Source organism: Devosia sp. 63-57 (genome assembly GCF_001899045.1).
Lineage (GTDB): Bacteria > Pseudomonadota > Alphaproteobacteria > Rhizobiales > Devosiaceae > Devosia > Devosia equisanguinis.
Map to the genome: position 1 here is coordinate 288,196 of NZ_MKUY01000005.1, position 25,136 is coordinate 313,331.

The 25,136-nt window shown below is 60.3% G+C and carries 24 protein-coding genes; 12 read left to right on the forward strand and 12 right to left on the reverse strand.

The window, feature by feature from the left end; all coding sequences use genetic code 11:
* The first annotated feature begins 40 nt into the window (after positions 1–40).
* Positions 41–1,624: a bifunctional phosphoribosylaminoimidazolecarboxamide formyltransferase/IMP cyclohydrolase gene (gene purH, locus BGO80_RS09685; protein WP_286721164.1), complete on the forward strand. Its 1,584-nt coding sequence runs from the start codon at positions 41–43 to the stop codon at positions 1,622–1,624.
* Between the two features lie 65 nt (positions 1,625–1,689).
* Here purH and BGO80_RS09690 read toward each other — a convergent pair whose 3' ends face one another.
* From BGO80_RS09690 to BGO80_RS09705, 4 genes are all read right to left on the reverse strand, one after another.
* Positions 1,690–2,112, reverse strand: coding sequence for a TadE/TadG family type IV pilus assembly protein (locus tag BGO80_RS09690; protein WP_126149029.1), 423 nt, complete (start codon positions 2,110–2,112; stop codon positions 1,690–1,692).
* 5 nt (positions 2,113–2,117) lie between these two features.
* Positions 2,118–2,681 (reverse strand): TadE/TadG family type IV pilus assembly protein, encoded by a 564-nt coding sequence (locus tag BGO80_RS09695; protein WP_286721166.1) that lies wholly within the window; start codon positions 2,679–2,681, stop codon positions 2,118–2,120.
* Positions 2,678–4,684: a pilus assembly protein TadG-related protein gene (locus BGO80_RS09700; protein ID WP_126149027.1), complete on the reverse strand. Its 2,007-nt coding sequence runs from the start codon at positions 4,682–4,684 to the stop codon at positions 2,678–2,680. Before BGO80_RS09700 ends, BGO80_RS09695 begins: the two co-directional genes overlap by 4 nt.
* Before the next feature lie 162 nt (positions 4,685–4,846).
* Positions 4,847–5,857: a PAS domain-containing protein gene (locus BGO80_RS09705; RefSeq protein ID WP_286721168.1), complete on the reverse strand. Its 1,011-nt coding sequence runs from the start codon at positions 5,855–5,857 to the stop codon at positions 4,847–4,849.
* Between the two features lie 254 nt (positions 5,858–6,111).
* On the opposite strand from BGO80_RS09705, the gene BGO80_RS09710 reads away from it, so the two are divergent.
* On the forward strand, positions 6,112–7,575 hold the full coding sequence (locus BGO80_RS09710; protein ID WP_286721170.1) for a site-specific integrase: 1,464 nt from the start codon (positions 6,112–6,114) through the stop codon (positions 7,573–7,575).
* A 3-nt stretch (positions 7,576–7,578) separates the two neighbouring features.
* On the opposite strand, the gene BGO80_RS09715 is transcribed toward BGO80_RS09710, so the two are convergent.
* Positions 7,579–8,094, reverse strand: a complete 516-nt coding sequence (locus BGO80_RS09715; RefSeq protein WP_286721171.1) for a DUF6428 family protein — start codon at positions 8,092–8,094, stop codon at positions 7,579–7,581.
* A 47-nt stretch (positions 8,095–8,141) separates the two neighbouring features.
* On the opposite strand from BGO80_RS09715, the gene BGO80_RS09720 reads away from it, so the two are divergent.
* From BGO80_RS09720 to arsH, 6 genes are read left to right on the forward strand one after another with little or no spacing between them, the layout of a single operon-like run.
* Complete coding sequence (locus tag BGO80_RS09720; RefSeq protein ID WP_286722998.1) at positions 8,142–8,504, forward strand: ArsR/SmtB family transcription factor; 363 nt, start codon at positions 8,142–8,144, stop codon at positions 8,502–8,504.
* Positions 8,494–9,024: an arsenate reductase ArsC gene (locus BGO80_RS09725; RefSeq protein WP_286721173.1), complete on the forward strand. Its 531-nt coding sequence runs from the start codon at positions 8,494–8,496 to the stop codon at positions 9,022–9,024. Before BGO80_RS09720 ends, BGO80_RS09725 begins: the two co-directional genes overlap by 11 nt.
* Positions 9,024–9,428, forward strand: coding sequence for an OsmC family protein (locus BGO80_RS09730; RefSeq protein WP_286721175.1), 405 nt, complete (start codon positions 9,024–9,026; stop codon positions 9,426–9,428). The genes BGO80_RS09725 and BGO80_RS09730 overlap by 1 nt, the downstream gene beginning before the upstream one ends.
* A gap of 4 nt (positions 9,429–9,432) precedes the next feature.
* Positions 9,433–10,494 carry an ACR3 family arsenite efflux transporter gene (gene arsB / locus BGO80_RS09735; protein WP_286721176.1) on the forward strand — a complete coding sequence of 354 codons (1,062 nt, stop codon included), beginning with the start codon at positions 9,433–9,435 and terminating at the stop codon, positions 10,492–10,494.
* The gene (gene arsC, locus BGO80_RS09740; RefSeq protein WP_286721177.1) at positions 10,491–10,910 is read left to right on the forward strand and encodes an arsenate reductase (glutaredoxin); all 420 of its coding nucleotides are present in this window, start codon (positions 10,491–10,493) and stop codon (positions 10,908–10,910) included. Before arsB ends, arsC begins: the two co-directional genes overlap by 4 nt.
* Positions 10,911–10,920: 10 nt before the next feature.
* Entirely contained in the window at positions 10,921–11,610 is a 690-nt protein-coding gene (gene arsH, locus BGO80_RS09745; RefSeq protein ID WP_502686569.1) for an arsenical resistance protein ArsH, read from the forward strand.
* 114 nt (positions 11,611–11,724) lie between these two features.
* Here arsH and BGO80_RS09750 read toward each other — a convergent pair whose 3' ends face one another.
* The 3 genes from BGO80_RS09750 to BGO80_RS09760 form a co-directional block, all read right to left on the reverse strand.
* On the reverse strand, positions 11,725–13,122 hold the full coding sequence (locus BGO80_RS09750) for a hypothetical protein (protein ID WP_286721181.1): 1,398 nt from the start codon (positions 13,120–13,122) through the stop codon (positions 11,725–11,727).
* Positions 13,123–13,230: 108 nt separating this feature from the next.
* Positions 13,231–13,941 (reverse strand): recombinase family protein, encoded by a 711-nt coding sequence (locus BGO80_RS09755; RefSeq protein WP_286721182.1) that lies wholly within the window; start codon positions 13,939–13,941, stop codon positions 13,231–13,233.
* Positions 13,942–14,311: 370 nt separating this feature from the next.
* The gene (locus tag BGO80_RS09760; protein ID WP_286721184.1) at positions 14,312–14,803 is read right to left on the reverse strand and encodes a DUF305 domain-containing protein; all 492 of its coding nucleotides are present in this window, start codon (positions 14,801–14,803) and stop codon (positions 14,312–14,314) included.
* A gap of 163 nt (positions 14,804–14,966) precedes the next feature.
* Between BGO80_RS09760 and nirK the strand changes: the two genes are divergently transcribed.
* From nirK to BGO80_RS09775, 3 genes are all read left to right on the forward strand, one after another.
* The gene (gene nirK / locus BGO80_RS09765; protein ID WP_286721186.1) at positions 14,967–16,034 is read left to right on the forward strand and encodes a copper-containing nitrite reductase; all 1,068 of its coding nucleotides are present in this window, start codon (positions 14,967–14,969) and stop codon (positions 16,032–16,034) included.
* Positions 16,035–16,087: 53 nt separating this feature from the next.
* Positions 16,088–16,570, forward strand: a complete 483-nt coding sequence (locus BGO80_RS09770; protein WP_286721188.1) for a DUF411 domain-containing protein — start codon at positions 16,088–16,090, stop codon at positions 16,568–16,570.
* A 98-nt stretch (positions 16,571–16,668) separates the two neighbouring features.
* Complete coding sequence (locus BGO80_RS09775) at positions 16,669–18,039, forward strand: IS1182 family transposase (RefSeq protein ID WP_286721189.1); 1,371 nt, start codon at positions 16,669–16,671, stop codon at positions 18,037–18,039.
* A gap of 120 nt (positions 18,040–18,159) precedes the next feature.
* Here BGO80_RS09775 and BGO80_RS09780 read toward each other — a convergent pair whose 3' ends face one another.
* From BGO80_RS09780 to BGO80_RS09795, 4 genes are all read right to left on the reverse strand, one after another.
* On the reverse strand, positions 18,160–18,699 hold the full coding sequence (locus BGO80_RS09780; protein ID WP_286721191.1) for a DUF305 domain-containing protein: 540 nt from the start codon (positions 18,697–18,699) through the stop codon (positions 18,160–18,162).
* A gap of 403 nt (positions 18,700–19,102) precedes the next feature.
* Positions 19,103–21,478 (reverse strand): heavy metal translocating P-type ATPase, encoded by a 2,376-nt coding sequence (locus BGO80_RS09785; RefSeq protein ID WP_286721193.1) that lies wholly within the window; start codon positions 21,476–21,478, stop codon positions 19,103–19,105.
* Positions 21,479–21,646: 168 nt separating this feature from the next.
* Positions 21,647–23,323 carry a hypothetical protein gene (locus BGO80_RS09790; RefSeq protein ID WP_286721195.1) on the reverse strand — a complete coding sequence of 559 codons (1,677 nt, stop codon included), beginning with the start codon at positions 23,321–23,323 and terminating at the stop codon, positions 21,647–21,649.
* Between the two features lie 124 nt (positions 23,324–23,447).
* Positions 23,448–23,864, reverse strand: coding sequence for a hypothetical protein (locus tag BGO80_RS09795; RefSeq protein ID WP_286721197.1), 417 nt, complete (start codon positions 23,862–23,864; stop codon positions 23,448–23,450).
* 303 nt (positions 23,865–24,167) lie between these two features.
* Here BGO80_RS09795 and BGO80_RS09800 point away from each other — a divergent pair, with 303 nt between their 5' ends.
* Entirely contained in the window at positions 24,168–25,055 is an 888-nt protein-coding gene (locus BGO80_RS09800) for an AbiTii domain-containing protein (protein ID WP_286721198.1), read from the forward strand.
* The last annotated feature ends 81 nt before the right edge of the window (positions 25,056–25,136 follow it).

The following is a 25,136-nucleotide window of genomic DNA, read 5'->3' on the forward strand; positions in this document are numbered from 1 at the left end:
GCCGACAAATTCCTCCACACTTGATGGCGAGACACATCCCATGGGCAAGACGGTACAGGTCGGGCGGGCACTGCTTTCGGTTTTCGACAAATCGGGCATGACCGAATTTGCGAAGGGGCTCGCCGAAGCCGGGGTGGAGCTGGTGTCCACCGGCGGCACCCACCGCCTGATCTCCGAAGCCGACCTGCCGGTCCGCGAAATTTCCGATCTCACCGGCTTTCCCGAAATGATGGATGGCCGCGTCAAGACCCTCCACCCCAAAGTGCATGGGGGCCTCCTCTCGGTGCGCGATAATCCCGAGCACAAGGCGTCGATGGACGAGCACGAGATCGGTCCCATCGATCTCGTCGCCGTCAACCTCTACCCGTTCGAGAAAACCGTTGCCTCGGGCGCCAGCTATGACGAGATCATCGAGAATATCGACATCGGCGGCCCGGCCATGGTCCGCTCCGCGGCCAAGAACCACGCTTTTGTCACCGTAGTCGTTGACCCGGCCGACTATCCGGCCATTCTCGAGGCCATCAAGTCCGGCGGTATTCCCTTCGAACTGCGCCAGCGCCTCGCCGCCAAGGCGTATGCCCGCACCGCTGCCTATGACAGTGCCATTTCCACTTGGTTCGCCAGGGAGATCGACTTCGCCGATGTCACCTATCGCAGCTTTGCCGGCACGCTGAGCGAAGTCATGCGCTATGGCGAAAACCCCCATCAGTGGGCCGCCTTCTACAAGACCGGCGAAAACCGCCCCGGCGTCGCCACCGCCACGCAGGTGCAGGGCAAGACGCTGTCCTATAACAATATCAACGATACCGACGCCGCTTTCGAACTGGTCAGCGAATTCGACCCCACGGAGACCGCTGCCGTCGCCATCATCAAGCACGCCAATCCCTGTGGGGTCGCGGTGGCCGGTGACCTCAAGACCGCTTATTTGAAGGCGCTGCGCACCGATCCGGTTTCGGCCTTTGGCGGCATTGTCGCCACCAATCGCGAAATCGACGCCGAGACTGCCACCGAGATCGTGAAGGTCTTCACCGAGGTGATCGTGGCCCCCTCCGCCACCCAGGAAGCCCAGGACATCATTGCGGCCAAGAAAAACCTCCGCCTGCTGCTGACCGGCGGCATGGCCGACGCCAAGGCAGAAGGCCTCTTGGTCAAGTCGGTGGCCGGAGGCCTCCTGGTCCAGGGCCGCGACAACAAGAATGTCGATGATTGCGACCTCAAGGTCGTCACCAAGCGCCAGCCGACAGAACAGGAGCTGGTCGACCTCAAGCTCGCCGCCAAGGTCGCCAAGCATGTGAAATCCAACGCCATTATCTATGTCAAGGATGGCGCCACCGCCGGCATCGGCGCAGGACAGATGTCCAGGGTGGATTCCGCCCGTGTTGCCCATCGCAAGTCGATCGACGCTGCCCAGGCGGCCGGGATCGAGGGCGCGCTGACCCAGGGGTCGGTCGTGGCCTCCGACGCCTTCTTTCCCTTCGCCGATGGTCTTGAAGCCCTGGTCGCCGCCGGCGCCACTGCAGTGATCCAGCCGGGCGGCTCGATGCGCGACGACGAAGTCATCGCCGCCGCCGATGCCGCCGGCATTGCCATGGTGATGACCGGCATGCGCCACTTCCGCCATTAGGGCGGTCCTGGTGGGGTGGAGCGCGACGGCACCCATCCCACAGTCGTGACGGGCTCAAGCGAGATCTAAAGCGCCGACCAATCGAGAAAGCAGGCATTGGCCGAAAAGCTGATCACCTTCTCGAAGGGAAAGACCGAGTCGAACCTGGTGGAGAGCATCACCTCCACGGCGCCTTCCATGTCCTGACATGTGGTATCGGGCGTAACCACAATGCCGTTGGCCTCGAGGCGCACGCCGCGCGCCGCAGCCTGGGAGCGGGCAAACTCAGCCGCCGCTGCCGCAGACGGTTCATTGGCTGAGAGGCATTCGCGCTGGCCGACGCCAAAGCAGCGCGCAGTAGCCCCAGCCACGTCCTGAATGGCCTGCTTGGTCCACCAGGCGCGGCTGAACTCGATGATTCCGAACAGCAGCAGGATGAAGGGCGCGATCAACAGCGCGAACTCGACCGCCGAAGCAGCCCGGCTATCGCCCAGAAACCGCGGCAACATTCGCCTCACTGCAGCGCCGCCGTTGCGGTGACCACGATTTGTCCGCCATCGGACAGGCCATAGCTGAAAAAGAGCGGCGTATAGGGCGCCATGGCCGTGAGCGTCATATATTTGCCGGCACTTCCGCCGGCGGGACAGGCCGAACCGCAGCTGCGCGCATTGCCCCAGGAGATGGCGCCATTGGCGGGACTGGGGCAATAGCAGAGGCCAGCCAAAGCTGCCGTACCGCTTTGCTGCAGGCCACCCGCGGCGCCGCTGGTGCGCGGCCCCTCATTGATGCTGATATCGACCGAACTGGCGTCTCCGGCCTGGCCGGCCAGGATGCGCGCCACCGACAGCGTGAGGCCTGGCGCCGTCTGCGCCGTCACCTCTTGGCCATGGGCCAGTGCATAGCCGGTCGCCGTCGACATCGCTGTCTCGAGCTGTGAACGCACATAGATGAGTGCCCCGAAATCCACCACCGCTGCCAGCAGCATCAGTAGGATTGGCGCCACCAGTGCAAATTCGATGGCCGAAACGCCATTGTCGCGCCGAAGGAAACGGCGGAGCTGGCAACGGAAGCCTTTCATTGCACCAGCACCACCCGCTTTTTGCGGCCGCTGCCGCCCCCTTCGCCCAGGCAATCGGAGGCCGCCGCGGCGCCGCCGGTCAATTCGATGCGCGATCCGATCATCTGCAGGCAGTCGCCGCCGCCACCCGCCAATCCAGAACCCCCGCCCATGGCGATGGGCCCTGTGGGAAAATAGAAGGCGCCGGAGATGCGCGCATTGCTTGCACCTTCGACCAAGCTGGCCCCGGCCGTGCGGCCATCAACCGGCCCGATCACGGCGAGGCCCGCATAGGCGCCGCTGGTGGGGGCCCGCAACACAATATTGCTGTAGCCCGCGCCGACACAAAAGGCCTTGCCGTTGCAACTGCCGGCAGTGCCGACACTTTTGCCGGAAAGAACGAGGCTTACATTATTGGCCATGAGGCTGATCGACTGGCCATCGCAGGTGGCACCGCCGCCACCACTGCTGCCCAGAAGGAATGCCCCATCTATAGTATAGATACCGGCACCGAGCACGACGGCGCCCGAGCCTATGAAGTTTCCGGCGATATCGTGGTGCGGTGCGGCGCTCACGATGAAGCAAGTGCCCCCTCCCCCGCCATTGATATGGCCATGCACGCGGAAGCTGGCGGGATCGTTGCCCGCATCACCCGGCATGGCATCGGCGAGGATAGTGGTGCTGCCACCCTCGAGATCGATGGCATTGCCGACCCCGCTGGTCAATCGAGCCGCACCGATATCGAAGACATTGGTCTGCCCAGCCCCCAGCACCATGCGGGCACCACCGCCGGTTTTCAGCCCGGCAGTGAGCGAGAAGGCACTGGGACCATCGATCGTCAGCTTGCCGCCGGAAAGGGTGCAGATGCTGTAGCTACAGCCGGAGGTATTGGCACCGACGTGAAACCGCCCCTTGCCGAAAGTGGCGGTGCCTGAGGCCACATAGAGGCCCTTTGCAATCACATATTCTCCGGCCGGAAAGCTCGCCGTGCCTTCGATGCGCAGTCCGCCGCTGAATTCGAACCGCTTGCCGGGCTCGGCATTGAGCTCGAGCTTGACGCCGCCGGGTACGGTGAAGGCGCCGAAATTATAGACCTTTGCCTGGCCCCCGCAATTGACGATCCACTGACCGCTATAGTCTGCAGTATTGCCAAGCGAGCAGCCGGCCTGGGCCACCTTGTTCTGCATCGATGCACGGGTGGTATAGCCAAAGCTCAGATCCGGGCCGGTCTTGACGACCGGCGTCGTCGGTGGCGTCATGGTCGCGACGCTGGCCAACCGTGCCGTGGCACTGGCGACGCGCGCATTGCCGGCCAGGGGATCGGGCGTCGTGGTCTTGGTGATTGGCGCGGCACCGCCTTGCGGGTCACGGATACCGTTACAGCCATTGGTTGGCGGATTGGTATCGTAGGTGACGCCCTTGGAGGTAATGCTGGTGCCGCAGGGAACGGCAACGCTGGCATTGGAGGCAATGGTGCAATTGGGCGCTGCGATTTGCGTGCCACCCGACAGGACGATGCCGGGAAGGTTGCGATCAAGCGCCACGATGCAGGCAGGCGGCGTATTCTTGCCCCCGATTGACGCATAGGAATTGGTCACGATCGACAGTTCCGGCAACGCCCCCAGCAGCGTTCCCAGAACGATGCTCTGTTCCACCGCGATGGCCACATGCACCACCTCGCCCTCGCCGCGCGGCGAGGGGACGAGGCTCACCGTCAGCCGATCGGCAGCAATGCCGTTGAGTGTTGCGACCTGCGCCGCCACGGCTTTCATGCGCACTTCCGAATTGGTGGAGCCGTAATTCACCGCCCCGGCGAAAGCGGCCATATCGGCGACGCGCTGATTTTTCGCCCGCGTGACCAGGCCCTGCCCATATTCAACGGCCAGCGCAGTGCTACCGATCAGCACCGGCAGCAGCAGGGCCGCCAGAATGGCAAAATTTCCTGCCTCGTCGCTATGAAGGCGTCGCCAGGACGCAGCGGCTCTGGAGCGCAGATTTGCAATGAGTGCTCGTAAACCGGACATCGCGCAGTACGGGGCTCCTTGTGTGCCGGCAGGGGCCTGCTGGCACGCTTAGCTTCATCCAGGACGTTGACTTGAACCTCGTGCGGGACGCCGCCGCCAAAGCGCGCCCGGCGCATAGCTAATGCGTAGAAACACTAATAATTCTTCCTGATTGGCAAGATGTTACAACGAGATCGCAATTTTCCCGGTCACGGTATGCTGAAACACCACGCCACCATCACTCAGCGCCGCAACCAACTTGGACATGGTCGCCGGCCGCCGTGTCGACGGGGTGGGATCAGAGGCCTCCTCGATGCGCATGATGGTGGAGACGGAGACGCCGGCCCGCTGCGACAGGATGGGAATGGTCCAGTCGAGCATGGCTCGGGCAGCGCGGATGGTTGCGCCGGTCATTCCGACTATGGCGCTGTCATCGTCTGATCGGGTCACCGAAACCGATGGCTCGGGCAGGAGCCGGGTCACACCGAACCATTCCACCAGCATACCCGAAGCATCGCGCACCGGCATGCGGGCGCTTTCCGCCCAGGCATATTGACCCGGTGCCACAGCGATCCGGCAGCGCACCAATGTCTTGGACGTGTCGCTCGACACGGCCTGCATCGCCTCGCGATCATCTGGGTGGATCAGCTCCAGCCAGTCTTGGGTGAGTGCAGTATCAACCGCCACATCGGTGCGATCGGAGCGGAAGACGAGTTCAATCTGCCGGGCATCGGCGGAACTGAGCCAGGCCAGGTCCGGGTCGAAAAACCCCAGCAGGGCCTGCTGGCGCTGCCGCTCCCTGGTCGCGAAGCGCGCCAGATTATCCGCTTCGGTGACGTCGAGGACGCAGATCAGCCAGCCACAGGGGTAGTGATTGGCATCCACCAGCTGCTGGGGCTGCAGGTCGAGCAGCCGCAGCGTTCGATCTGGTCGAACCAGGCGAAAGCGGCGATGAATCGGCGCCGAACCGCGCATCATCTGATGGAAGGCCTCGAAAAGCCTGGGACGGTCTTCGGCGTGAAACAGGTCGGCCATCGCATCGAGCGGCAGCGGTCGCCCGACACTCTCGGTATCGCAGGCCATCACGTGCAGGCCATCCGACCACCGGACCGTGCCATCATCGGTATTGAAAATACCGAAGCCCACCCCGGCCATGGTCTCGAGCGCACGCAGCAGCTGGCGCGATGTCGGCATTGAAGTGGCGTCCGGTTTGCCTTGGACACTGGACTGCCGCGACATCCCGCTCGCTATTCCCGTAAACGTTTTCCCTCCATTGTGAGTAGCGACATGTCCCAAGCCGGGTCAAGCGCCGCAACGCGTCATGGCGATCACTTCTTGAGAGGGAATGGTGGAGCTGAGCGGGCGCTCCAATTTCAAGTGTTGTTTTCATTTTAAATCAAGGGTTTCCTAGGCATTATGGGCCATATCGGTACCCGTGGTGGGTACGAATGTGGGTACGCAGGGCGATGCCGGTAAAGAGCTCTTCAGACAAACGATATCTTGAGAAGCATGGCGACAAGTGGCGTGTCGTCCTGTCCGTGCCGCGCGACCTCCACAAACAGCTGGGCACCAAGCTCAAACAGAGTCTGGAAACCGACAGCTTGGCGGTGGCGAACCGGCTCAAGTGGGGCGTCATCAAGGAGCTTCGAGAGCGCATTGACATGGCGCTGGGTGCGGATGTTGCGGACCATGCTGCCGTCCTGCGAGAGGCCCTGTTGATCCGAAAAGAGTATCGTGCCGCCATGGATCCGAACCTGGAGAACGACATTCGTAGAGCCGCGGAAGCTCGCGCCTATGAGATTCTGGGCCCCGAGACTGCCGTGGTGCACGATGACGAAGGCGATTTCCCTGTCTACGACAAGCGAAGGGAGCAGTTGGCAACGAGCTACATGAGGGTGGCCACAGGCAGCGGGACTCCCCTAAAACTGCATTATGCTGAATATCTCGGGCAGCTCCGCCTGAACCGCAGGACCATAGCTGACGACCAGCGAGGCATCGACTATCTAGTGTCCTGGTGTGCGAAAAACGGCGTGAAGGACGATCTTTCGGCAATCTCGACGAAGGTGGCAAAGCAATTCGCCGCAGACCTTCCAGCGTTGGCAAACGGCATCGCGGCTCGCACGGTCCTCAAGTATATCACCAGGCTTGCCCAGTACTGGAAATTCCTCGCCTACAAAGAAATCCATGACGAGAATCCATGGCTCGCCGTGGTTGTGAAGGTCGAAGAGACACCCCATGAAGAGGAAGAGCGAGCCTTTACAAACGCAGAAGTGCAGACCCTCTTGCTGGGCGATGCCGCGCCAGAGATGCGTGACCTAATGATGATCGCTGCGTTGACGGGAGCTCGTCTCGACGTGATCGTGGACCTGAAGGTCGGCGACACGGCCAACAATGCCTTCAAGTTCAAGCCGCAGAAAAAGGAGAAATCATCTCGCTACGTTCCGATCCATCCGTCGCTAGCCGAGATTGTTGAGCGGCGGACCAGGGACAAGGCGCCAACAGACGAATTTTTTCCCGAATTCCCTGGCCCGAAAAAGGAAACGAGCTTGCGAGAGCGCAGCTTCAAGGCCTCCAACGAGTTTACCGCCTATCGGCGGCGCTGCGGTGTCGATGAGCAAATTCCTGGCCGACGCCGCTCCCTGGTGAACTTTCATTCCTTCCGGCGTTGGTTCATCACCGAGGCCGAGCGCGCCAATGTACGTCCTGAACTCATCTCGGCCTTGGTGGGGCACAAACGGAGCGGAATGACGCTGGGCCGTTACAGCGAGGGACCGGAAATGAAGGCGGCTCGACGGGCCATCGCCGCCGTCAAGCTCCCAAGGCTCGACGGGCCTGTCATTGAAGCTCAGGCCGTTACGCCGAGAGAGCGAAAAGGTGCGGTCAAAAAGGCTGCTGCAACCGAACCTATTTGACGATTAGCAGCAGGTTGGTGCCTTCGGCGACGATCTGCAGCATGCCGTTACCTCCGTCGCCCGTTCGGCCCGGTGACGCGGCTTGCAGATGGCGGGCCGAATGCCAAGAGCCAGTACGGCGGCATCCCCGGTGATGGCCACCTCGGCAATATCATAGACCCTCATAGCCTCTCCTGGCCGACCAATCTCGATGGTCAGGCGGGCGTCATGGTCCAGCGACACCCTTCGGTCAACCTGAGCGAGGATTGACCGGAATTTTCCTGCTGTCATCTGGGCCTTGCCGTCCGATGCCGGAATGTCCTCCACCTGGAGCACTGTTTCCGTCCAGGCGTCAGGGTTTCCACCGCAGTCAAGGGTAACAAATGATCCGGCCTTTACCTCCGTCACATGAAAACCTGACTGCACGGAGCGACCCTCGTACAAGATGGAGAGAACCCGGTCGTCATGACCGTCGAGTTGGACCAGAACGTCGGCCAAGGTGCTGTCGACTTGGACATAGGCGGTTGCATGGGCATTCATGTTCAGCTATCCAATAATTCAATGATCCTTGAGATATTGAAATGAAATTGGAAGAACCGCAAGCCCTCGATGCCTTCGGCGCCCTGTCGCAGGAAACGCGACTGCGAATGGTCCGCGTTCTGGTGCAGGCCGGTCCAGAAGGCCTGTCTGCTGGCGCAGTCGGCGAGGCTGTTGGCGCATCGTCGTCGGGCGCATCGTTCCATCTGGCGCATCTGGAGCGATCGGGGTTGATCGCATCCCGCCGCGAGTCTCGCTCGATCATCTACAGCGCCCGCTACGACACGCTAGCCGGCCTGGTCGAATTCCTCATGAGGGACTGCTGTTCCGGCCACCCCGAAATCTGTGCACCCGCCGCCGCTGCGGCAGCCGCCTGCTCGGCTGTACCCAAGGAGATCGCCTGTGTCTGCTGATCGCACCTACAATGTTCTCTTCCTCTGCACCGGCAATTCCGCTCGTTCGATCCTAGGCGAGGCCCTGACGAACCACGTAGGCCAGGGCCGGTTCCGTGCCTTTTCTGCGGGGTCCACGCCTAAAGGTGAAGTTCACCCTCTCACGCTCCAGACCCTGCGCCGTGCCGGCATCGCTACAGAAGGGTTGCGTTCCAAGCCTTGGGAAGAATTCGCCACCCCCGACGCCCCCAAGATGGATTTTGTCTTTACCGTCTGCGACAACGCCGCCGGCGAAGTCTGTCCGGTCTGGCCGGGACAGCCGGTGACGGCGCACTGGGGCATCGAGGACCCCGCCTCAGTCGAGGGCCCGGACTTCAAGAAGGAAGCTGCGTTCGACGACGCCTTGCGCTACCTGCGCAACCGCCTCGCAGCCTTCATGAGCCTGCCGCTGGCCACCATCGATCGGATATCGCTCACCTCCAGGCTGCAGGGGATTGGCGCCATGGATGGCTCTACCGGAACGGGCAAAGGGGCGGCCTGATGCTTGAATACAAGGTTCACGCGAGGCGTGTCGACGCCAATGGCGGCGTCGCCACCTGCAAAGAGGCGGAACTAGTGATCGACACCGCGCTTGCCGGACGCGCCGACGCGTTCAACCCGGCCGAGTTGTTCCTCGCCTCTATTGCCGCCTGCATGCTCAAGGGCATCGAGCGCGTCACTCCGCTGCTGAAATTTGAGCTTCGCGGAGTGGAGGTGAGCCTCGAGGCCAAGCGCCACGATTCACCGCCGCGCATCCTTTCGGTCGATTACATCGTGACGGTGGACAGTGACGAGTCCGACCAGAGGTTGGAACTGCTGCATACCAATGTGCGCAAGTACGGCACCATCTTCAACACTGTCGCCGAGGCTGCCGGTCTCAATGGCAGACTGATCCGAAAGACCTGACCCGGTGTCCATCTTCGAACGCTACCTGACCCTGTGGGTCGCCATCTGCATCGTGGTCGGCATCGCCGCGGGCCAGTTCTTGCCAGATTTCTTCCAGGGTCTTGGCGCCCTTGAATATGCTCAGGTCAACATTCCCATGGCGGTGCTGATCTGGCTGATGATCATCCCCATGCTGGTTCGCATCGACTTCCTGAGCTTGCGCCAGGTCGGCGCCTACTGGCGTGGTATTGGCGTCACCGTCTTCATCAACTGGGCTATCAAGCCCTTTTCCATGGCGCTGCTCGGATGGCTCTTCATCGGCTTCCTGTTCCGGCCCCTGCTGCCGGAAGTTCAGATAGACAGCTATATCGCCGGCCTCATCATCCTCGCTGCGGCGCCGTGCACGGCAATGGTGTTCGTCTGGTCGAACCTGGTCAAAGGCGAGCCGCATTTCACCCTGAGCCAGGTCGCGCTCAACGACGCAATCATGGTTGTTGCCTTCGCTCCTATAGTCGGCCTGCTTCTCGGCCTGTCGGCCATCACCGTGCCGTGGGATACGCTGCTGCTATCGGTCGGCCTCTATATCGTCGTGCCGGTCATCGCCGCTCAAATCTATCGCAGGTGGCTGTTGGCCAACGGTGGAATTGACGGAATGAACCGAGCGCTGGCCATCCTGCAGCCGATCTCGATTGCGGCCCTGCTCCTGACGCTGGTGATGCTCTTCGGTTTCCAGGGGGAGCAGATCGTCGCTCAGCCGACCATCATCCTGCTCCTGGCCGTGCCGATCCTGATCCAGGTCTATTTTAACTCGGGCCTCGCCTATCTCCTGAACCGTGCCACTGGTGAACAGCATTGCGTTGCTGGACCATCTGCACTGATCGGAGCCTCGAACTTCTTTGAGCTGGCCGTCGCTGCCGCTATCGCCTTGTTCGGTTTCAATTCCGGCGCCGCCTTGGCCACCGTCGTGGGCGTGCTGGTGGAAGTGCCGGTCATGTTGTCGGTGGTCTGGATCGTGAACCGATCGAAGGGTTGGTATGAACGCGGCGCTGCCGTGAAGAACAACACAAAGACGAGGGCAGCCTTGTGAGCGTCACCATCTACCACAATCCCGACTGCGGCACGTCCCGCAACGCCTTGGCCATGATCCGGCAATCGGGCGTTGAACCGACTGTCATCGAATACCTTAATACGCCGCCTGACAGGGACACCATTACCAAGCTGGTCGAGGATGCCGGCCTGACGCTGCGACAAGCCCTGCGCCAGAAGGACACTCCGTATGATGCCCTTGGCCTGGGCGATCCGTCCAAGTCCGATGCTGAACTGCTCGACGCCATCGAAGCCCATCCGATCCTGCTCAACCGCCCATTCGTTGTGACGTGCATCGGCACGCGCCTCTGCCGTCCATCTGAACTGGTGCTGGGTATTTTAGAAAATCCCGATATCGGGCCGTTCACCAAAGAAGACGGCCAGCTCGTTTCGGCTCAGGGGAAGCGCATTGACTGACTTGGAAAATATCGCGCCAGGCGCATTTGAGGTTCCCGATGCCGAGCGCCTGGCCGTGACCATCTCGCAGCGCAAGCCCCGCATCCTCATGCTCTATGGATCCCTGCGGGAAAGGTCGTATTCCCGGTTTCTGACTTTTGAGGGTCAGCGTCTGCTGGAAGCCTTTGGAGCCGAAGTCAGGGTCTTCCATGCCAATGGCCTGCCGCTACCGAATGATGCGCCCGATGACCACCCGAAGGTGCAGGAGCTTCGCGAAGCCATGCTCTGGTCCGAGGGGCAGGTATGGACCAGCCCAGAACGGCACGGTGCCATGTCGGCGGTGATGAAGGCACAGATCGACTGGATACCGCTGCCTGGCGGCGCCATCAGGCCGACGCAGGGCCGGACGCTGGCCCTGATGCAGGTATCAGGCGGCTCGCAGAGCTTCAATGCGGTCAATCAGATGCGAATTCTCGGCCGATGGATGCGGATGGTCACAATCCCGAACCAGTCTAGCGTGGCCAAGGCCTATCAGGAGTTCGACGAGGCCGGTCGGATGAAGCCTTCGTCCTATTATGACCGTGTGGTGGATGTCATGGAAGAACTGGTCAAATTCACCATCATCAATCGAGGCGTTTCTGGCTACCTAACCTCCCGATATTCGGAACGCAAAGAAGCGATTGCCAAGTTCGATCAAAGGGTCGGCCTGCCATTGATTTAACGCCTTGCCCGGTATTGCCACACCCGCAACTGCGACCGTCTCGGCGCTTCCGATTCTATCTCTGGTTGTGGTGATGGTGCTGGCATTCTGGGCGGCGGGTTGTGCGATAAAGTTTCAGTCCTCGTCGCTGTAGATGATGACGTCTTCTGGCTGAGGCGTGGTCCTGTTAGCGCCGATACGTTCTTCAAATTCACGGCGTCCAGGGGTGCGTGCCCATATGGCGTCGGCGGCGAGTTCGACTGTCAGCATATCCATACCTTGCATTAGAGGTAGGGCACGTTCCAGGAATGCGATACCTGCAGGCGTCGGCGACCAGTACCCGTTGGGGTAGAACAGGCTCGCCTCGGTGTGAGCTTCGATCTGAGATACCGCCTTATGAACATGCCCTGGCTTCAGAGAGAGGCGGGTGCAGAAATCGTCGAAGGTTTCCGGCACTGCCCCGTTCATGGATTGCAGAAGCCTGACAACCACCCAGAACGCGTCGATACTCGGTGCAGCAAATGGATTGTAGAACTCAGATTCTGGAGCTGCGGGGCGTACTGTAGATATAATGACGCTTCGTGTGCGAGCCTTGATAGGACGCGAGCTCTGCAGGTCTGCTTTTGTTCGCTTCGTAGCCGAAACACCGCCCTGACCCTCAGGGAGCCGCTTCTTGCCGGGGGTGGCACTTTCCCCATCGCGACGATCCGATGGCGCCCCAGGGGCGCTCTGACGCGTTTTACGGGTATTCCGAGCCTCGCTGGTCTTTGAACGTTTCTGTTCCGTGCCACCGCCCAGGGTATTCAAATATGCAGCATACCATCCTGCTGGCCGGATCATTCGGCGACGCTTGAGGTTCCAGACAGTCTCAAGGATGTGCGGCGGCCAGTTTGGGACCTGCGGATAGTCGAGCATGCGCGATGCGATGTAGAAGGCGGCTCGCTTAAGGCTTCGGACTGGGCGGTCATCGATCCATACCCCGCCGGTGAATCTTTCCTCCAGATATTCCCTTACAAGGCCAAGGTGCTCTGGAGCTATGTGCCAGAGGGCGTGGAGGTGCGGATCGAGTCTGCCGTCGTGGTCCAACCTTATTTGCGGAACCGACAGTACTGGCTCCACCCAGCCCTCCGACCTCATGTAGGGAACATACGTGTTGATGCTTTCGGAGAGAGCATCAAGGTGTGAGTTCAGCTGGTGGGGCTCCGGCTTGTCCTCAGTGAGCTTCAACGTCACCAGTCGGAGATTGCTCAGGTCTTGGCTTTTGCCAGCCAGCGATATTTGCCTGGCCACCTTGGCAGCTCTGCTCAAGCCAATGGTGGGGAAAATCCACCGAGCTTGCAGATCAGGATCATGGCCGCTTGTTGTGCGATCGGCCTTATCCAATGAGCTCCGCTTGTATGGTTCGTGCCCGGCCTCTTTCAGCCGTTTGGCAGTGTCAGTGCTGAGCTGGCGTCGCATCGCGCGGGTCAAAGCGGTGCGCCTTATGCGGCGTTCAGGTCCTGAACCCTTGCCCCAAGCTTCAGACTCGCCCACTCGCATCACCCGTGTACCGTTTGGTCACGAAATGCCTATCATTATAATGTTAGCTCCAGACTAACGGCTCACCTTTGCGCCAGAGCCTGCGACAGCGAATTCCCTTGCCTATATCCCATATTTCCGCAGCGCCCTGGAAAGCGTCGGCTGACTGATCTCCAACGTCGTGCATACCTTATTCCAGCTCTTGCCTTCGTTGAGCATGCGACGAGCCTCTTCTGTTCTGGTCAGGCTCATGCGTGCGGGCCGCCCTACGTGCTTTCCTGCCTTTTTGGCGGCCTTCATTCCCGCAGTGACTCGATCTCGTATCGTATCCCGCTCGAACTCTGCCAACGCACCCAGCACATGGAATAGCACCCGCCCCGCCGGGGTAGACGTGTCCAGGCTCTCCGTGATCGAATGCAGCGACGCCCCCTTTTCGCGGATGATTTCGGCGGTATCGATGAGCTGTCGAAGCGACCGACCCAGCCTGTCCAGCTTCCAGATCGCGAGAGTATCGCCTGGGCACAACAGTGATAGCGCTCGATCTAGGCCTGGGCGGTCTGCTCGAGCTCCAGACATCACATCCTCGATGATTTCGACGGGAGGGCGCTTGAGTTCCATCAACGCATTTCGTTGTAACGCCGAGTCCTGTTCCGCGGTCGAAACGCGGACATAGCCGAAAACCCGTGCAGTCTGTGGCTCCAAATCAAGCGATAAGGTTTCCTCTGGAGCTAAGGTCTCAATGGCGTCCTTGAGGCGCTGAAGGCGTGCAGCGTTGTATCGCGCCTCGAAGGCCATCGCGGCCTTGATCGATCGAGCCTCGATCATCTCGGCCATGCTGGGTTTTGAATACAGCTCGCTAGGATCGAAGGCCAACAGAGGCTCAATTTGACGCGGAATTTTTGAAAGCACCCTTTTGAAAGTCGTAACCCATTGTAATATCTGGTGTGGCTTCGTCTTGCAAAAGGATTTCCTTTTGCAAGTGTCGTCACCGACCGAGGGCGCATGGGCGGCTTATCGATACCTCAGATCTTATGTGCGGTCGATTCGGTGTACCGCGGTTGAATCGTGCCTGCGACTGGCACCGACCCCACTACCGACACTCGCTGCGGATTTGGGCAATCCCGAAAGCCGCCGTTCACGCCCTCACGACAATATGGGCGGGCAGCTCTAAAAGTTCGGATTGGATGACAAAGGCCAAGCCAGACTACAACCCAGCTCCGATTGCCTCCATCTGCTCGATTTCGCGTCGTTGCGCCTCGATGATTTCGCTGCAGAGCTGCACCAGTTCCTGATCTCGTAGGTCGGCCTCACGACACATGAGGATTGCGCCGGAATGGTGAGGAATCATGGAGTCGATGAACTGGCCGTCATCGATCAGCGCCTGCGATCGTGTGGCCCAAAACGAGCCGACTGTTAGCACGGCGAACAGCACGTAGAGGATGATATTCAAGCCCTTCTTGGGGAACATGCCCGGCATGGTGGCGAGCATGAATATGCCCATGGGCGCCCACATGGTCACGGCCATGTAGAACATGTTTAGGTTGTTCCGGAAATCGGCTGGGCCATCGATCATCGAGAACATCACCACGTACATAACGACAAGGCCCAGGATCATATTGATCCAGAACATCAAGTAGGGGCGCCCGTGGCCGCGATGCTCGCCCTGCAACTGGGCGTGTTGTTCATGTTCGGTCATGTGCGCTTTCCTCCATGTCACGCAGTTCAGGCGAGTGAAGGCCCTCGGAGCTGTTTACCGCAAGCGCTTTCGTCAGTGCTCGCTACGCCTAGTTGCGCTGGCGCAACGAACCGAAGCTTTAGCGAGGGTATCGTGAGTTCCACGATACCGAAGAGGACACCACATGCGCGCGCAAAATCGCCTACTCCCTGCCTTGGCAGCCATTATGATGTTCGCCGCCTCTGCCGGAGCCGTTTTGGCAGCCGGGTCTCATGAGCATCCAGAGGAGAACGGCACAGCCGCTGCGCCGCTCGATATTGTTCGGAGCGCAACTGATCTGCCAGCGTGGGAGAGCCGTGCGCCGCAGACCATCACGATAGACCTTGAAACGGTGGAGGTGACCGGATCGCTCGCAAATGGCGCCACCTACCACTATTGGACCTTCAACAGGAAAGTGCCAGGGCCGTTCGTTCGGGCTCGCGTGGGCGACACCATCAATGTCAGCCTCCACAATGCCTCTGACAGTTCGGAACCCCACAGTGTCGACTTCCATGCTGCCACTGGCCCTGGCGGCGGCGGAGTGGCAACCCACGCGGAAGCGGGCGAAACTCGGGAATTTTCTTTCAAGGCCCTGAAGCCCGGACTCTACGTGTACCATTGCGCTGTGCCGTCCGTGGCACAACACATTTCAAATGGAATGTACGGTTTGATCTTGGTCGAGCCTGAGGAGGGGCTGCCGCCCGTGGATAGGGAATTCTATGTCATGCAGGGCGAGCTCTACACCGCCGAGACCTTTGGCGCGCAAGGTGCCTTGCAGGGAAGTGTGGAGAAGCTGGCGGCTGAACAGCCTGAGTATTACGTCTTCAACGGCGCTGCCGAGGCGCTGACCGGCAACAATGCATTGGTGGCTGAGACAGGCGAGACCATCCGGATTTATTTCGGCGTCGGTGGGCCGAACAAGGACTCTAGCTTCCATGTCATCGGAGAGATATTCGATCGCGTGTATCAGCTGGGCTCGTTCGTTACCCCGCCGATGCTGGATGTGGGCACTATCTCCGTGCCGCCCGGCAGTGCCGCCGTGGTTGATATGACGCTGGAGGTGCCCGGGGAGTTCATCCTGGTGGATCACGCTCTGTCGCGGGCCGAACGGGGACTTCTCGGCAAGTTGGTCGTCACGGGCAAAGAGCAACGGGATATTTTCGATGTGCCTGACCTTGGTTCGAATGAAACCGACACGGACAAGCTACATTGATGAATGGAAGCCACGTCCAAGACGCAACCGCTGGTCAGTGAAGGAATAAGAACATGAAGGTTTTCACCCGCAGATCGACCCTGTGTCTGGGTGCAGCCGCCGTGGGGCTTACGATCGTCCCTGCTTTCAGCTTCGAGAGCGGCCCGGAGGTGATGGTCTGGAAAGATCCTTATTGTGGCTGCTGCGATGGGTGGATGGCCCACCTGCGGGCAAACGGATTTTCAGTTCAGTCTGCTGATGTCCAAGACATGGAAACGCTGAAGAGCGAAAGAGGCATTCCTCCAGAACTCCGCTCCTGCCACACCGCCCAAGTTCAAGGTTATGTTGTTGAGGGCCACGTGCCTGCTGCCGCCATCAACAGGCTGCTGGAAACGAAACCTGCGAACGTCTCAGGCCTGGCCGTCGCAGGCATGCCGCTTGGGTCGCCGGGAATGAGCGCACCCGAAGGCTATCCGCCGGACCACTACGACGTGATCTCGTTCGGAAACGGGCAGCAGTCGGTGTTCATGCGGTTTGCCGGTGAGCAGCAGCTCTGAGGTGCGGTGGGCTGGCGGAATGTGAAGGGGCGCTATTGCGCCCCTCAGACTGCTGACAAACCCCTGGCGCAAGCTGGGGGTTTTTGATTCATTGGGGCATGTTGCGCAAACCCGGCCCCGAACAGACCGCTCTTGAGATGGTAACGCTCGAAGAGTTGGTACCCGCCGATCACCTTTTGCGTCGGATCGATGCGGTGATCGACTTCTCTTTCATTCATGATCGGGTTGCGGGCTTGTACTGCGCCGACAACGGCCGTCCGCCGCTCGATCCGACCTTGATGTTCAAGGCCCTGTTCATCGGCTACCTGTTCGGCATTCGCTCGGAACGGCAACTGGTGCGCGAGATCACGGTCAACGTGGCCTATCGCTGGTTCCTGCGCTTGAAGTTGACCGATGGCGTGTTCGATGCCTCGACCCTGAGCCAGAACCGGCGGCGACGCTTCACCGATCCGCGTGTGGCCCAGGACATATTCGACGCCATCGTCGAGCAGGCGATCGGCCATGGCCTGGTGGATGGGACGGTGCTCTATACCGACAGCACGCATCTCAAGGCCAATGCCAACAAGGGCAAATACGACCTGGAGCTGATTGCCCAGTCGCGGGCCGACTATTGGGACGATCTGGACCGGGCGATCGATACGGATCGGGACGAGCATGGCAAGAAGCCGCTCAAGCCGGCCGAGCGCGAGCCCGCAGTGAAACAGACCAAGGTCAGCCGGACCGACAAGGATGCCGGCTATATGGTGCGCGAGGGCAAGCCCAAGGGCTTCTTCTATCTCGATCATCGCACGGTGGATGGCAGATTGGGGATCATCACCGATACCCACGCCACCCCCGCCAATGTGCATGACTCCATTGTCTATCTCACCCGGCTCGACCGGCAGGTGGAGCGCTTTGGCTTCGCGGTTGGAGCCGTTGGGCTTGATGCCGGCTATGCCACACCCGGCATTGCCAGAGGGCTGGAAGAGCGCAACATCCTGGGCGTCACCGGCTATCGCAATCCCACCCCGCCTCGGTCGGGCATGATGCGCAAGTCGCGCTTTGCCTATGAGGCAGAACAGGATGGCTATCGCTGTCCGGAGGGGCAGGTCCTGCCCTATGCCACCACCGACCGCAGCGGCTACAAGCACTACCGGTCTGATCCGGCCATCTGCAAGACCTGCCCGCTTCTGGCCTCATGCACGTCCAATGCCAAGGCTCAGCGCACCATCACCCGCCATGTCTGGCAGGACGCCCGCGAACGCACCGATGCCCATCGCCTGACCCCATGGGGCAAGGCCATCTACAAGCGCCGCAAGGAAACCGTCGAACGCTCCTTTGCCGATGCCAAGCAATTGCATGGTCACCGCTATGCCCGATTCCGAAGTCTCTGGCGCGTCCGCGTGCAGTGCCTCCTCGCCGCAACCGCTCAGAACATCAAGAAGATCGCCATGGCACTGACCACCACAGCAGCACCCAGGCCCGCATAAGAACCCCACCTGGTCACCTCTGCGAAAACACCCAAATCAAAGTGCAAAAAAATAAACCCCGCCAAAATGACGGGGTTTGTCAGCAGTCTGAGGGGCGCTATTGCGCCCCTTCTGCTGTCCTTAGTTTTCCGTTTCGGCTGGGGCCTGCTCCTCAAGCCAGGACATCATTTCGGCGATCTCCTGTTCCTGAGAGTCGATTATCTTCTGAGCCATTGCCCTGGCGTCTTCGTTGTCGCCATGGTCCAGCTCAGCCTTGGCCATGTTCACTGCGCTCTGGTGATGGGGGATCATGCCGCAGATGAACGCTACGTCGACGTCCTCGGCCATCATGCCCATCATCATCTGCCGGTTCATCTCATCCATGCCCTCCATGAGGGCCATGTGAGCTTCATCCATCTGTTCTGGTTTCATGGACATTTCTTCCATGGGATGGTCGCCGCCCGTCATGCAGATATCCGGAAGCTGCATCTGGCCGGGCGCCATGCCTGACATGTCATGTCCTTGGTGTTCCTGAGCGAGAAGGTTTCCTGTCGAAGCTGCAAGCAGGAGACCGGCTACAGCAGTTGATTTGAAGAAGTTCATTTTGTTCATTCCTGAAAATGTTTTCCGAAAGGGATCGATCGGGTCAGGAATGCCTTGGAGGTCGATCAAGGCGCTCAATGGGCCAATTCACATCGACATGCGTGGCCAGCGGGTGGTGCGGAGATCGGTTCCAGTCTGGAGGGGTGGCAGCAGCAGGACCAGGCAGCGCAGCCAGGCATAAACCCATTCCGCAACATTCCGGCAAGGTGTGATGCTGCAGCTCGCAAGCCAAAACTCCGCAGTCGTTATCGTGATGAACCTGGTCTTGGTGCTGATGGTGAGCAACAGAAAACTGGCTTGCCATCGCGCTGTGGTGCAGTGTCATGCTCGACACTACAGCCAGCAGGACGGCGATAATCAGCCGCAAGCGCCACCTCCCGCAATGGTCCAATCTGTATAACCTCATGGGCATCCTAATCTGCAAATCTCCGGTGGGTTCCCCATGTAATTCACGCAAGGATCAGCGAGCACGTTAATCAAACTAACCAATGCTGGCGCTGCGGAGGCGTAACGAGTTGGCGATCACGCTGACCGAGGACAGCGCCATGGCCGCCGCAGCGATCGCTGGTGATAGGGTAATGCCGAAAAACGGATAGAGGAGGCCTGCTGCAACCGGCACCCCGGCTGCGTTGTAGATAAACGCGAAGAACAGGTTCTGGCGGATATTGCCCATCGTTGCATGCGACAGGCGCCGAGCACGGACAATCCCCATCAGGTCCCCGTTGAGCAAGGTCACCCCGGCACTTTCCATGGCAACATCGGTTCCGGTTCCCATGGCAATGCCGACATCAGCCGCAGCTAACGCGGGTGCGTCATTGACACCGTCACCAGCCATGGCCACCACCTTGCCTTGGGATCGGAGACGTTCGACCACTTCGCTCTTGCGTTCTGGCAACACGTCGGCCTCCACTTCGGTGATCCCAAGGCGTTGGGCAACGGCATTTGCGGTTACAGCATTGTCGCCGGTCATCATGACGACGCGGATGTTCTCCGACCTCAGCGCCGATAGCGCATCGGCTGTCGTTTGGCGGATCGGATCAGCGATACCGATGCCCCCGGCAACCTCTCCGTCAATTGCCACCAGCACGACCGTGGCGCCCTCAGATCGGACATTGTCAGCCCTTCCCTTCCAGTCGTCTATCGGCACGCCCTCGGAAGCGAGGTACTTGGCGCTGCCGATCAGCACCCGCTTTCCGTCTACCATGCCCGTCAACCCTTTCCCCACAGGAGAGTCCACGTCCGACGGGTTAGACAGTTCAATGGCCCGTTCCTGGGCGGTAGCCACGATGGCGACACCAAGCGGATGCTCGCTTGCGCGTTCCAGGCTGGCCGCCACACGAAGCAGGGTATGCTCATCGAAACCTTCGGCTGGAAGAAGGTGGGTCACTTTCGGCTTACCTTCGGTCAGGGTGCCGGTCTTGTCCACGACCAGCGTGTCGACCTTTTCCAGACGTTCCAGAGCTTCCGCATTCTTGACCAACAGCCCGGATTGGGCACCCTTACCCACACCCACCATGATAGACATGGGTGTAGCCAGACCGAGGGCACAAGGGCAGGCGATGATCAGCACGGACACGGCGGCAACAAGCGCGTGGGCGAAGCGAGGTTCGGGCCCCCAGATCATCCATGCGCCGAATGCCACGAACGCGATGCCGATCACCAGGGGAACAAACCAACCGGAGACTTGATCCGCCAGGCGCTGGATAGGCGCCCTTGATCGCTGTGCGGTGGCTACCATTTGCACGATGCGAGCCAACATGGTGTCGCGGCCAACGCCAGTCGCCTCCATGACCAGACCCCCAGACTGGTTGATTGTTCCGGCAACCAGCTTGGCTCCTTCGGTCTTGGTAACCGGCATGGACTCGCCCGTCACCATGGACTCGTCCACTGCACTGCGACCTTCCAGGACCTTGCCATCCACGGGCACCTGTTCACCAGGGCGCACCCGCAGTCGATCGCCTACACCCACCGCGTCTATCTCTACCTCTTCGTCGGAGCCATCCGCTCTGATACGGCGGGCAGTTTTTGGCGCCAAGTTAAGCAGAGCCTTGATTGCACCCGAGGTCTTCTCCCTGGCCTGCAGTTCCAGCACCTGACCCAGCAGAGCCAACGCCGTAATCACAGCGGCAGCCTCGAAGTAGACGGGAACGGCCCCGTCCATTTCACGCATGTTGCCCGGGAATATCCCGGGAAGGAATGTTGCCACGACCGAATAGATCCAGGCGACGCCGATCCCCATAGCGATCAACGTGAACATGTTGAGGCTGCGGTTGCGGACCGATGCCCAGCCACGTTCGAAGAACGGCCACCCTGCCCAGAGAACAACCGGTGTTGCGAGCACCAGCTGTATCCAGTTGAGCGTCTGCCCCGACACCCAATGGTGCAGGTCGATCACATGCGCCGTCATCTCCAGGACGAACACCGGCAGCGCCAAGGCCGAGCCCACCCAGAACCGTCGCGTCATGTCCTGCAGCTCCGGGCTGGGCCCAGTCTCTGCTGTGGGTAGTTCCGGCTCAAGGGCCATTCCGCAGATTGGGCAAGAGCCGGGTTCGTTCCGCCTTATTTCTGGATGCATCGGGCAAGTCCAGATCGTGCCGGGCGGCGCCGTTTCGGTCGGGGTGTTCACTTCCCCCAGATACTTGGTCGGCTCGGCCAAGAACTTGCTTCGGCAATTTTCCGAGCAGAAGTAGTAGCTGGTTCCTTCGTAGGCCGCCTTGTGCTGTGCGGTCAGCGGATTGACCGTCATTCCACACACGGGATCTCTTGCCGCCGACGTGCTTTCAGGCGCCCCATCGCGCCCATGATGATGGTCATGGTGCTGGTGATCATGGTCGTTGTGCGTGTGGTGTGCAGACATGATGATCTCCTTTGTCCGACCTTGCACCTTCCTGCAGTGGTAAGGTCAAGGGGAAAGAAATCTTCCGACGCTATGTCCGTGTGTTGATCTGCAAAGCCAAAAGCCGACTGACGGCTACCCACCGCGATGCAGAACATTGCGAGCTGCACTGGCTGTCGGCCAAAGGAGCTATCGGCGCATGGCAAGCAGTTGGTCTGGAACAGGGTGGCCATGCGGATGCTTCAGTTCGGCCTTGGCATCCTCAAGGCGGTCGATTTCGCCACGCATGCGATCGATCCAGTCCTGATCTCTGCTGTTCTTCTTCCATTGCGCCTTGATGGCGTCGATCTTCTCGTCCAATGCCGCAATGCGATCACCTAGGGTCTGTGCGCCATTACCTGCATCGGCCTTGGCGGTGCGAGCGGTGGGACGGAAGCCGGCGGCACCTTGGGGCAACCCGCCCTCGGTGTTCTCAGCTTCCCACCGTTTGACCAGAGCGGGGGGCGGCGTATAGCCAAGGAACACGACGCCGGCATGCTGGCATGCCCACCATAGGCGTGCCTTGTCCTTTTCGGACCAATCAACGCTGCCGGGTGGGCCGGTAAGCTCCAGCCCGCCGCCCCAATGCGTTGCGGCATATTCCGCGATGAGCATCAACGCATGACTGCTGGGCGGTAGATCGTGAACCTCTATCTCATGGCCGCGATCGATCAGGAGCGTGCCGCCCACCTCCACAGCGATGCCGCCCGCGCGGCGCTCGGGCTGCAAGCCTTTCCCCACCCACCATTCGAAGCGACCATCGTCGTCGCGGGTCGCGACGGGGCAAACAGCCTTGATGACGTGTGGACGCCGCTTAAGGGGGGGGCGTTCCGCCCGGTGGATCGCAAATGGCTCCACCTTAGCCAACGCCTCAGCCAGTTCATCGGCATTACCCTTCGGCCCGGAGACCATCAAGCGCGACGCCGCATTGTCCACCGTCACCCAACCGCCATCCTGCATCAGGATCCGATGTGGCGGCCCTTTCTTCACGTAACGGGTGCGATTGCGAAATTCCTGCACAATCTGCTCGCCGGTGACGGCGGCCAGAATTCTGGACTTCTTGTCGTTGAACTGGGTCATGGACTGGGCCTTTTTGAATTGCTCCAGCGTGGGGAGCTTGAGGGTGGAAAGATAGGTTCGCACCTGCGCCGCCGATGGGGCTGGGAGCCCGTGACGGCGGCACGATTGACGCAGCGCCCTGGCCAGTGGGTGCGGTGTCCCCGTGTGGTCAACGAGAACAACCACCTTCTCGCCCATGGCAAGGCCAAGACCCCTTTCCAGCAGCGTATTGCGGAAGTCATGCGCATTGGTGGACGGCCAAGCGGACAGAAGTGAAACCTGCAAATCCTGGTGATCAACCCGAGTGCGTTCCGTGATGTGGCGCTGCTGGGGCGACAAGCCGGATATGCGGACAGGAGCGCGAATAGCGTCGGAATGTGCGCCCAGCCATTTTGCAACATCGATCCGGCCTTCACTGAGCAGCGCCTTATGGATCGCACGTGGTCGGGGAACCGGAGGGACCGGCAGGCCGAGTTCATAAGAGGTGATGACCGAAATCTTCTCCCGCCTCCGGAAAGAATTCCGCAGGTCAACGACCCGATGATCGGGCAGGACGAGGCTGTATACGAAATGGCCATGAAGCCTCGTCGCCCCATCTTTCCCTCGGTGCAAGACGCCGGCCCTGGGCTGCCCCTCGAGCCCGAATTCCGCTTCGAAGAGCCGGAGCCAGTGCCGGATGGTGTCAACATTGTCGGCGCCGATTGAGGGGTCGACATGGATGTGGAGGATAGGGCGCTGTGTTCGAGCGCCCCTTGCCGCGAGGGCCATTTCGGCGAGTTGTCCTGATAGCGTTGAAGCCGCGAGAAATCGGCTTTCGACGTGTTGGACCAACTGGCCCTTCGCGGTCGATTCCAAATGCCGGGCGAGCGCTGCGCCACCTGCTCCCCGCGTCTCACCGCTCAGCACTCAGTCGCTCGATCAACAGGCCAGCTCGACTGGCGTTCTCACGCAGGCCCGACAAGACCTTCTCTGCCTCAGCGTGATGAACGGAGGCACCCGAACGGCGCAAGGCTTTTGACAATTGAATCGTAGAGCCGGTCGCTCGGCCAAGCGTTGAAAGGAGCGCGGCAACTGCCTCGATATCGGCAGAGGTCATCCTTTGATACCGGCGGGGGCGGGTGGTCTCGGGAAGCTTGACCGCCGAGAGAACGTGCCGTCGAACGAACGCGGCTCTGCTGCATCCGCCTGCCCGTGCAGCGGCATCGATCGCCTGTGCTTCGGCATCGGTAAGGCCGACGTTCACTTGGGCCTTCAACCGGCGGCTCTGGCTGCTGCTCATCCCCACGCCCCTGGCGTTGTTGCGGTCCACGGGGGCACCCCCTGGCCAGTGGTATCGACGGCCCGGCGTCTAGATACCATGCCTGGCTCAACCAACATTAACTACGTTTCAGTTAACTTTCAACAGGACGCCTGGTAGCGACGGGAATGCGGGGTCAGCGTAGCTGGTCAGGGTTGCGAAGCTGGCCCCGCCATTCTGGGCACTAGGCGGGTCAGCGTTATGCCGGCGGCCTGCCCTTCGATATGCCAAGATGGATGGGTCGCCGTCTGGCAGAGCTTGAGGTGCATTTAGCGAATCGAGATATGATCGATGGCACTGCCATAAGGGGCCGCCATGAGCTTGCTCGACGATATCATCAAGTCCATTACCGAGACCGATGAGAAGACCTCGTCGATCCTGAGGAAGTGCTTGGTGCTCTCTTACAAGCTCAAGAACGACAGCCTGAAGTCGTGGGTGTCGAAGGAGCTTAACGGCTACGATTACGACGATCCTGACATGCCGGACTACAGGAAGATCAGTGCGCCGGCTAAAGGTGTATTCCTTGGGTCATTCGGCCAGCAGATCAACGATCAGCCTATCCCCTCGGCGGTCATGAAAGAAGAGCACAGGCACTGGGCTGAACGAGCGAAGTTGCCGCAGCCGATCGCCGCTTATGAAGACGTCAAGGGCGATGAGAACCGCGTGATCCCCTGGCCCGCCAACCTCGTGGTTTTCTACCAAGCCAAGTTCTTTGATGGCGACATGGCCCTAAATCGTGCTTGGCAGGATATCCCCGGCACCGTGATGGTTGGCATCGTTGATACCGTCCGCACACGTGTGTTGACCTTCGTGCTCGAACTCAAGGAGCAGACAGTCGAGGAAGAGGTGGAAGTAGAGAAGCTGCCGCCTTCTACCGTGCAAACGCTGGTCCAGATGACTGTCATCGGCGGCACGAATGTTTTCGGCAACGTCGAGCAGTTTGCCGCCACGACAGTCCAGGTCGGTGATGCAGCGAGCCTTAAGGGTACTCTGGCCGCTCTGGGCGTGGGTCACGAAGAGCTGGACGCACTCGAAGCGGACATTGCAGCCGATCAAGCCGAGGAACCCAAGGCGTTAGGGAAGCGCACGTTGAGCTGGATAGGCCGCAACGCCAAGGCTGCAGGCAAGGGAGCGGTAAAGATTGGTGGGGATGTCGCCACCGCCGTCATGACAGAGGCAATCAAGAGGTACATGGGGCTTTGATGAAAAAACGGATTTTTTCGAGCCCCGTGCGAATGGGGCGATCTGTTATGAGGCGAGGCCTATTCTGGAATATAACTTCGA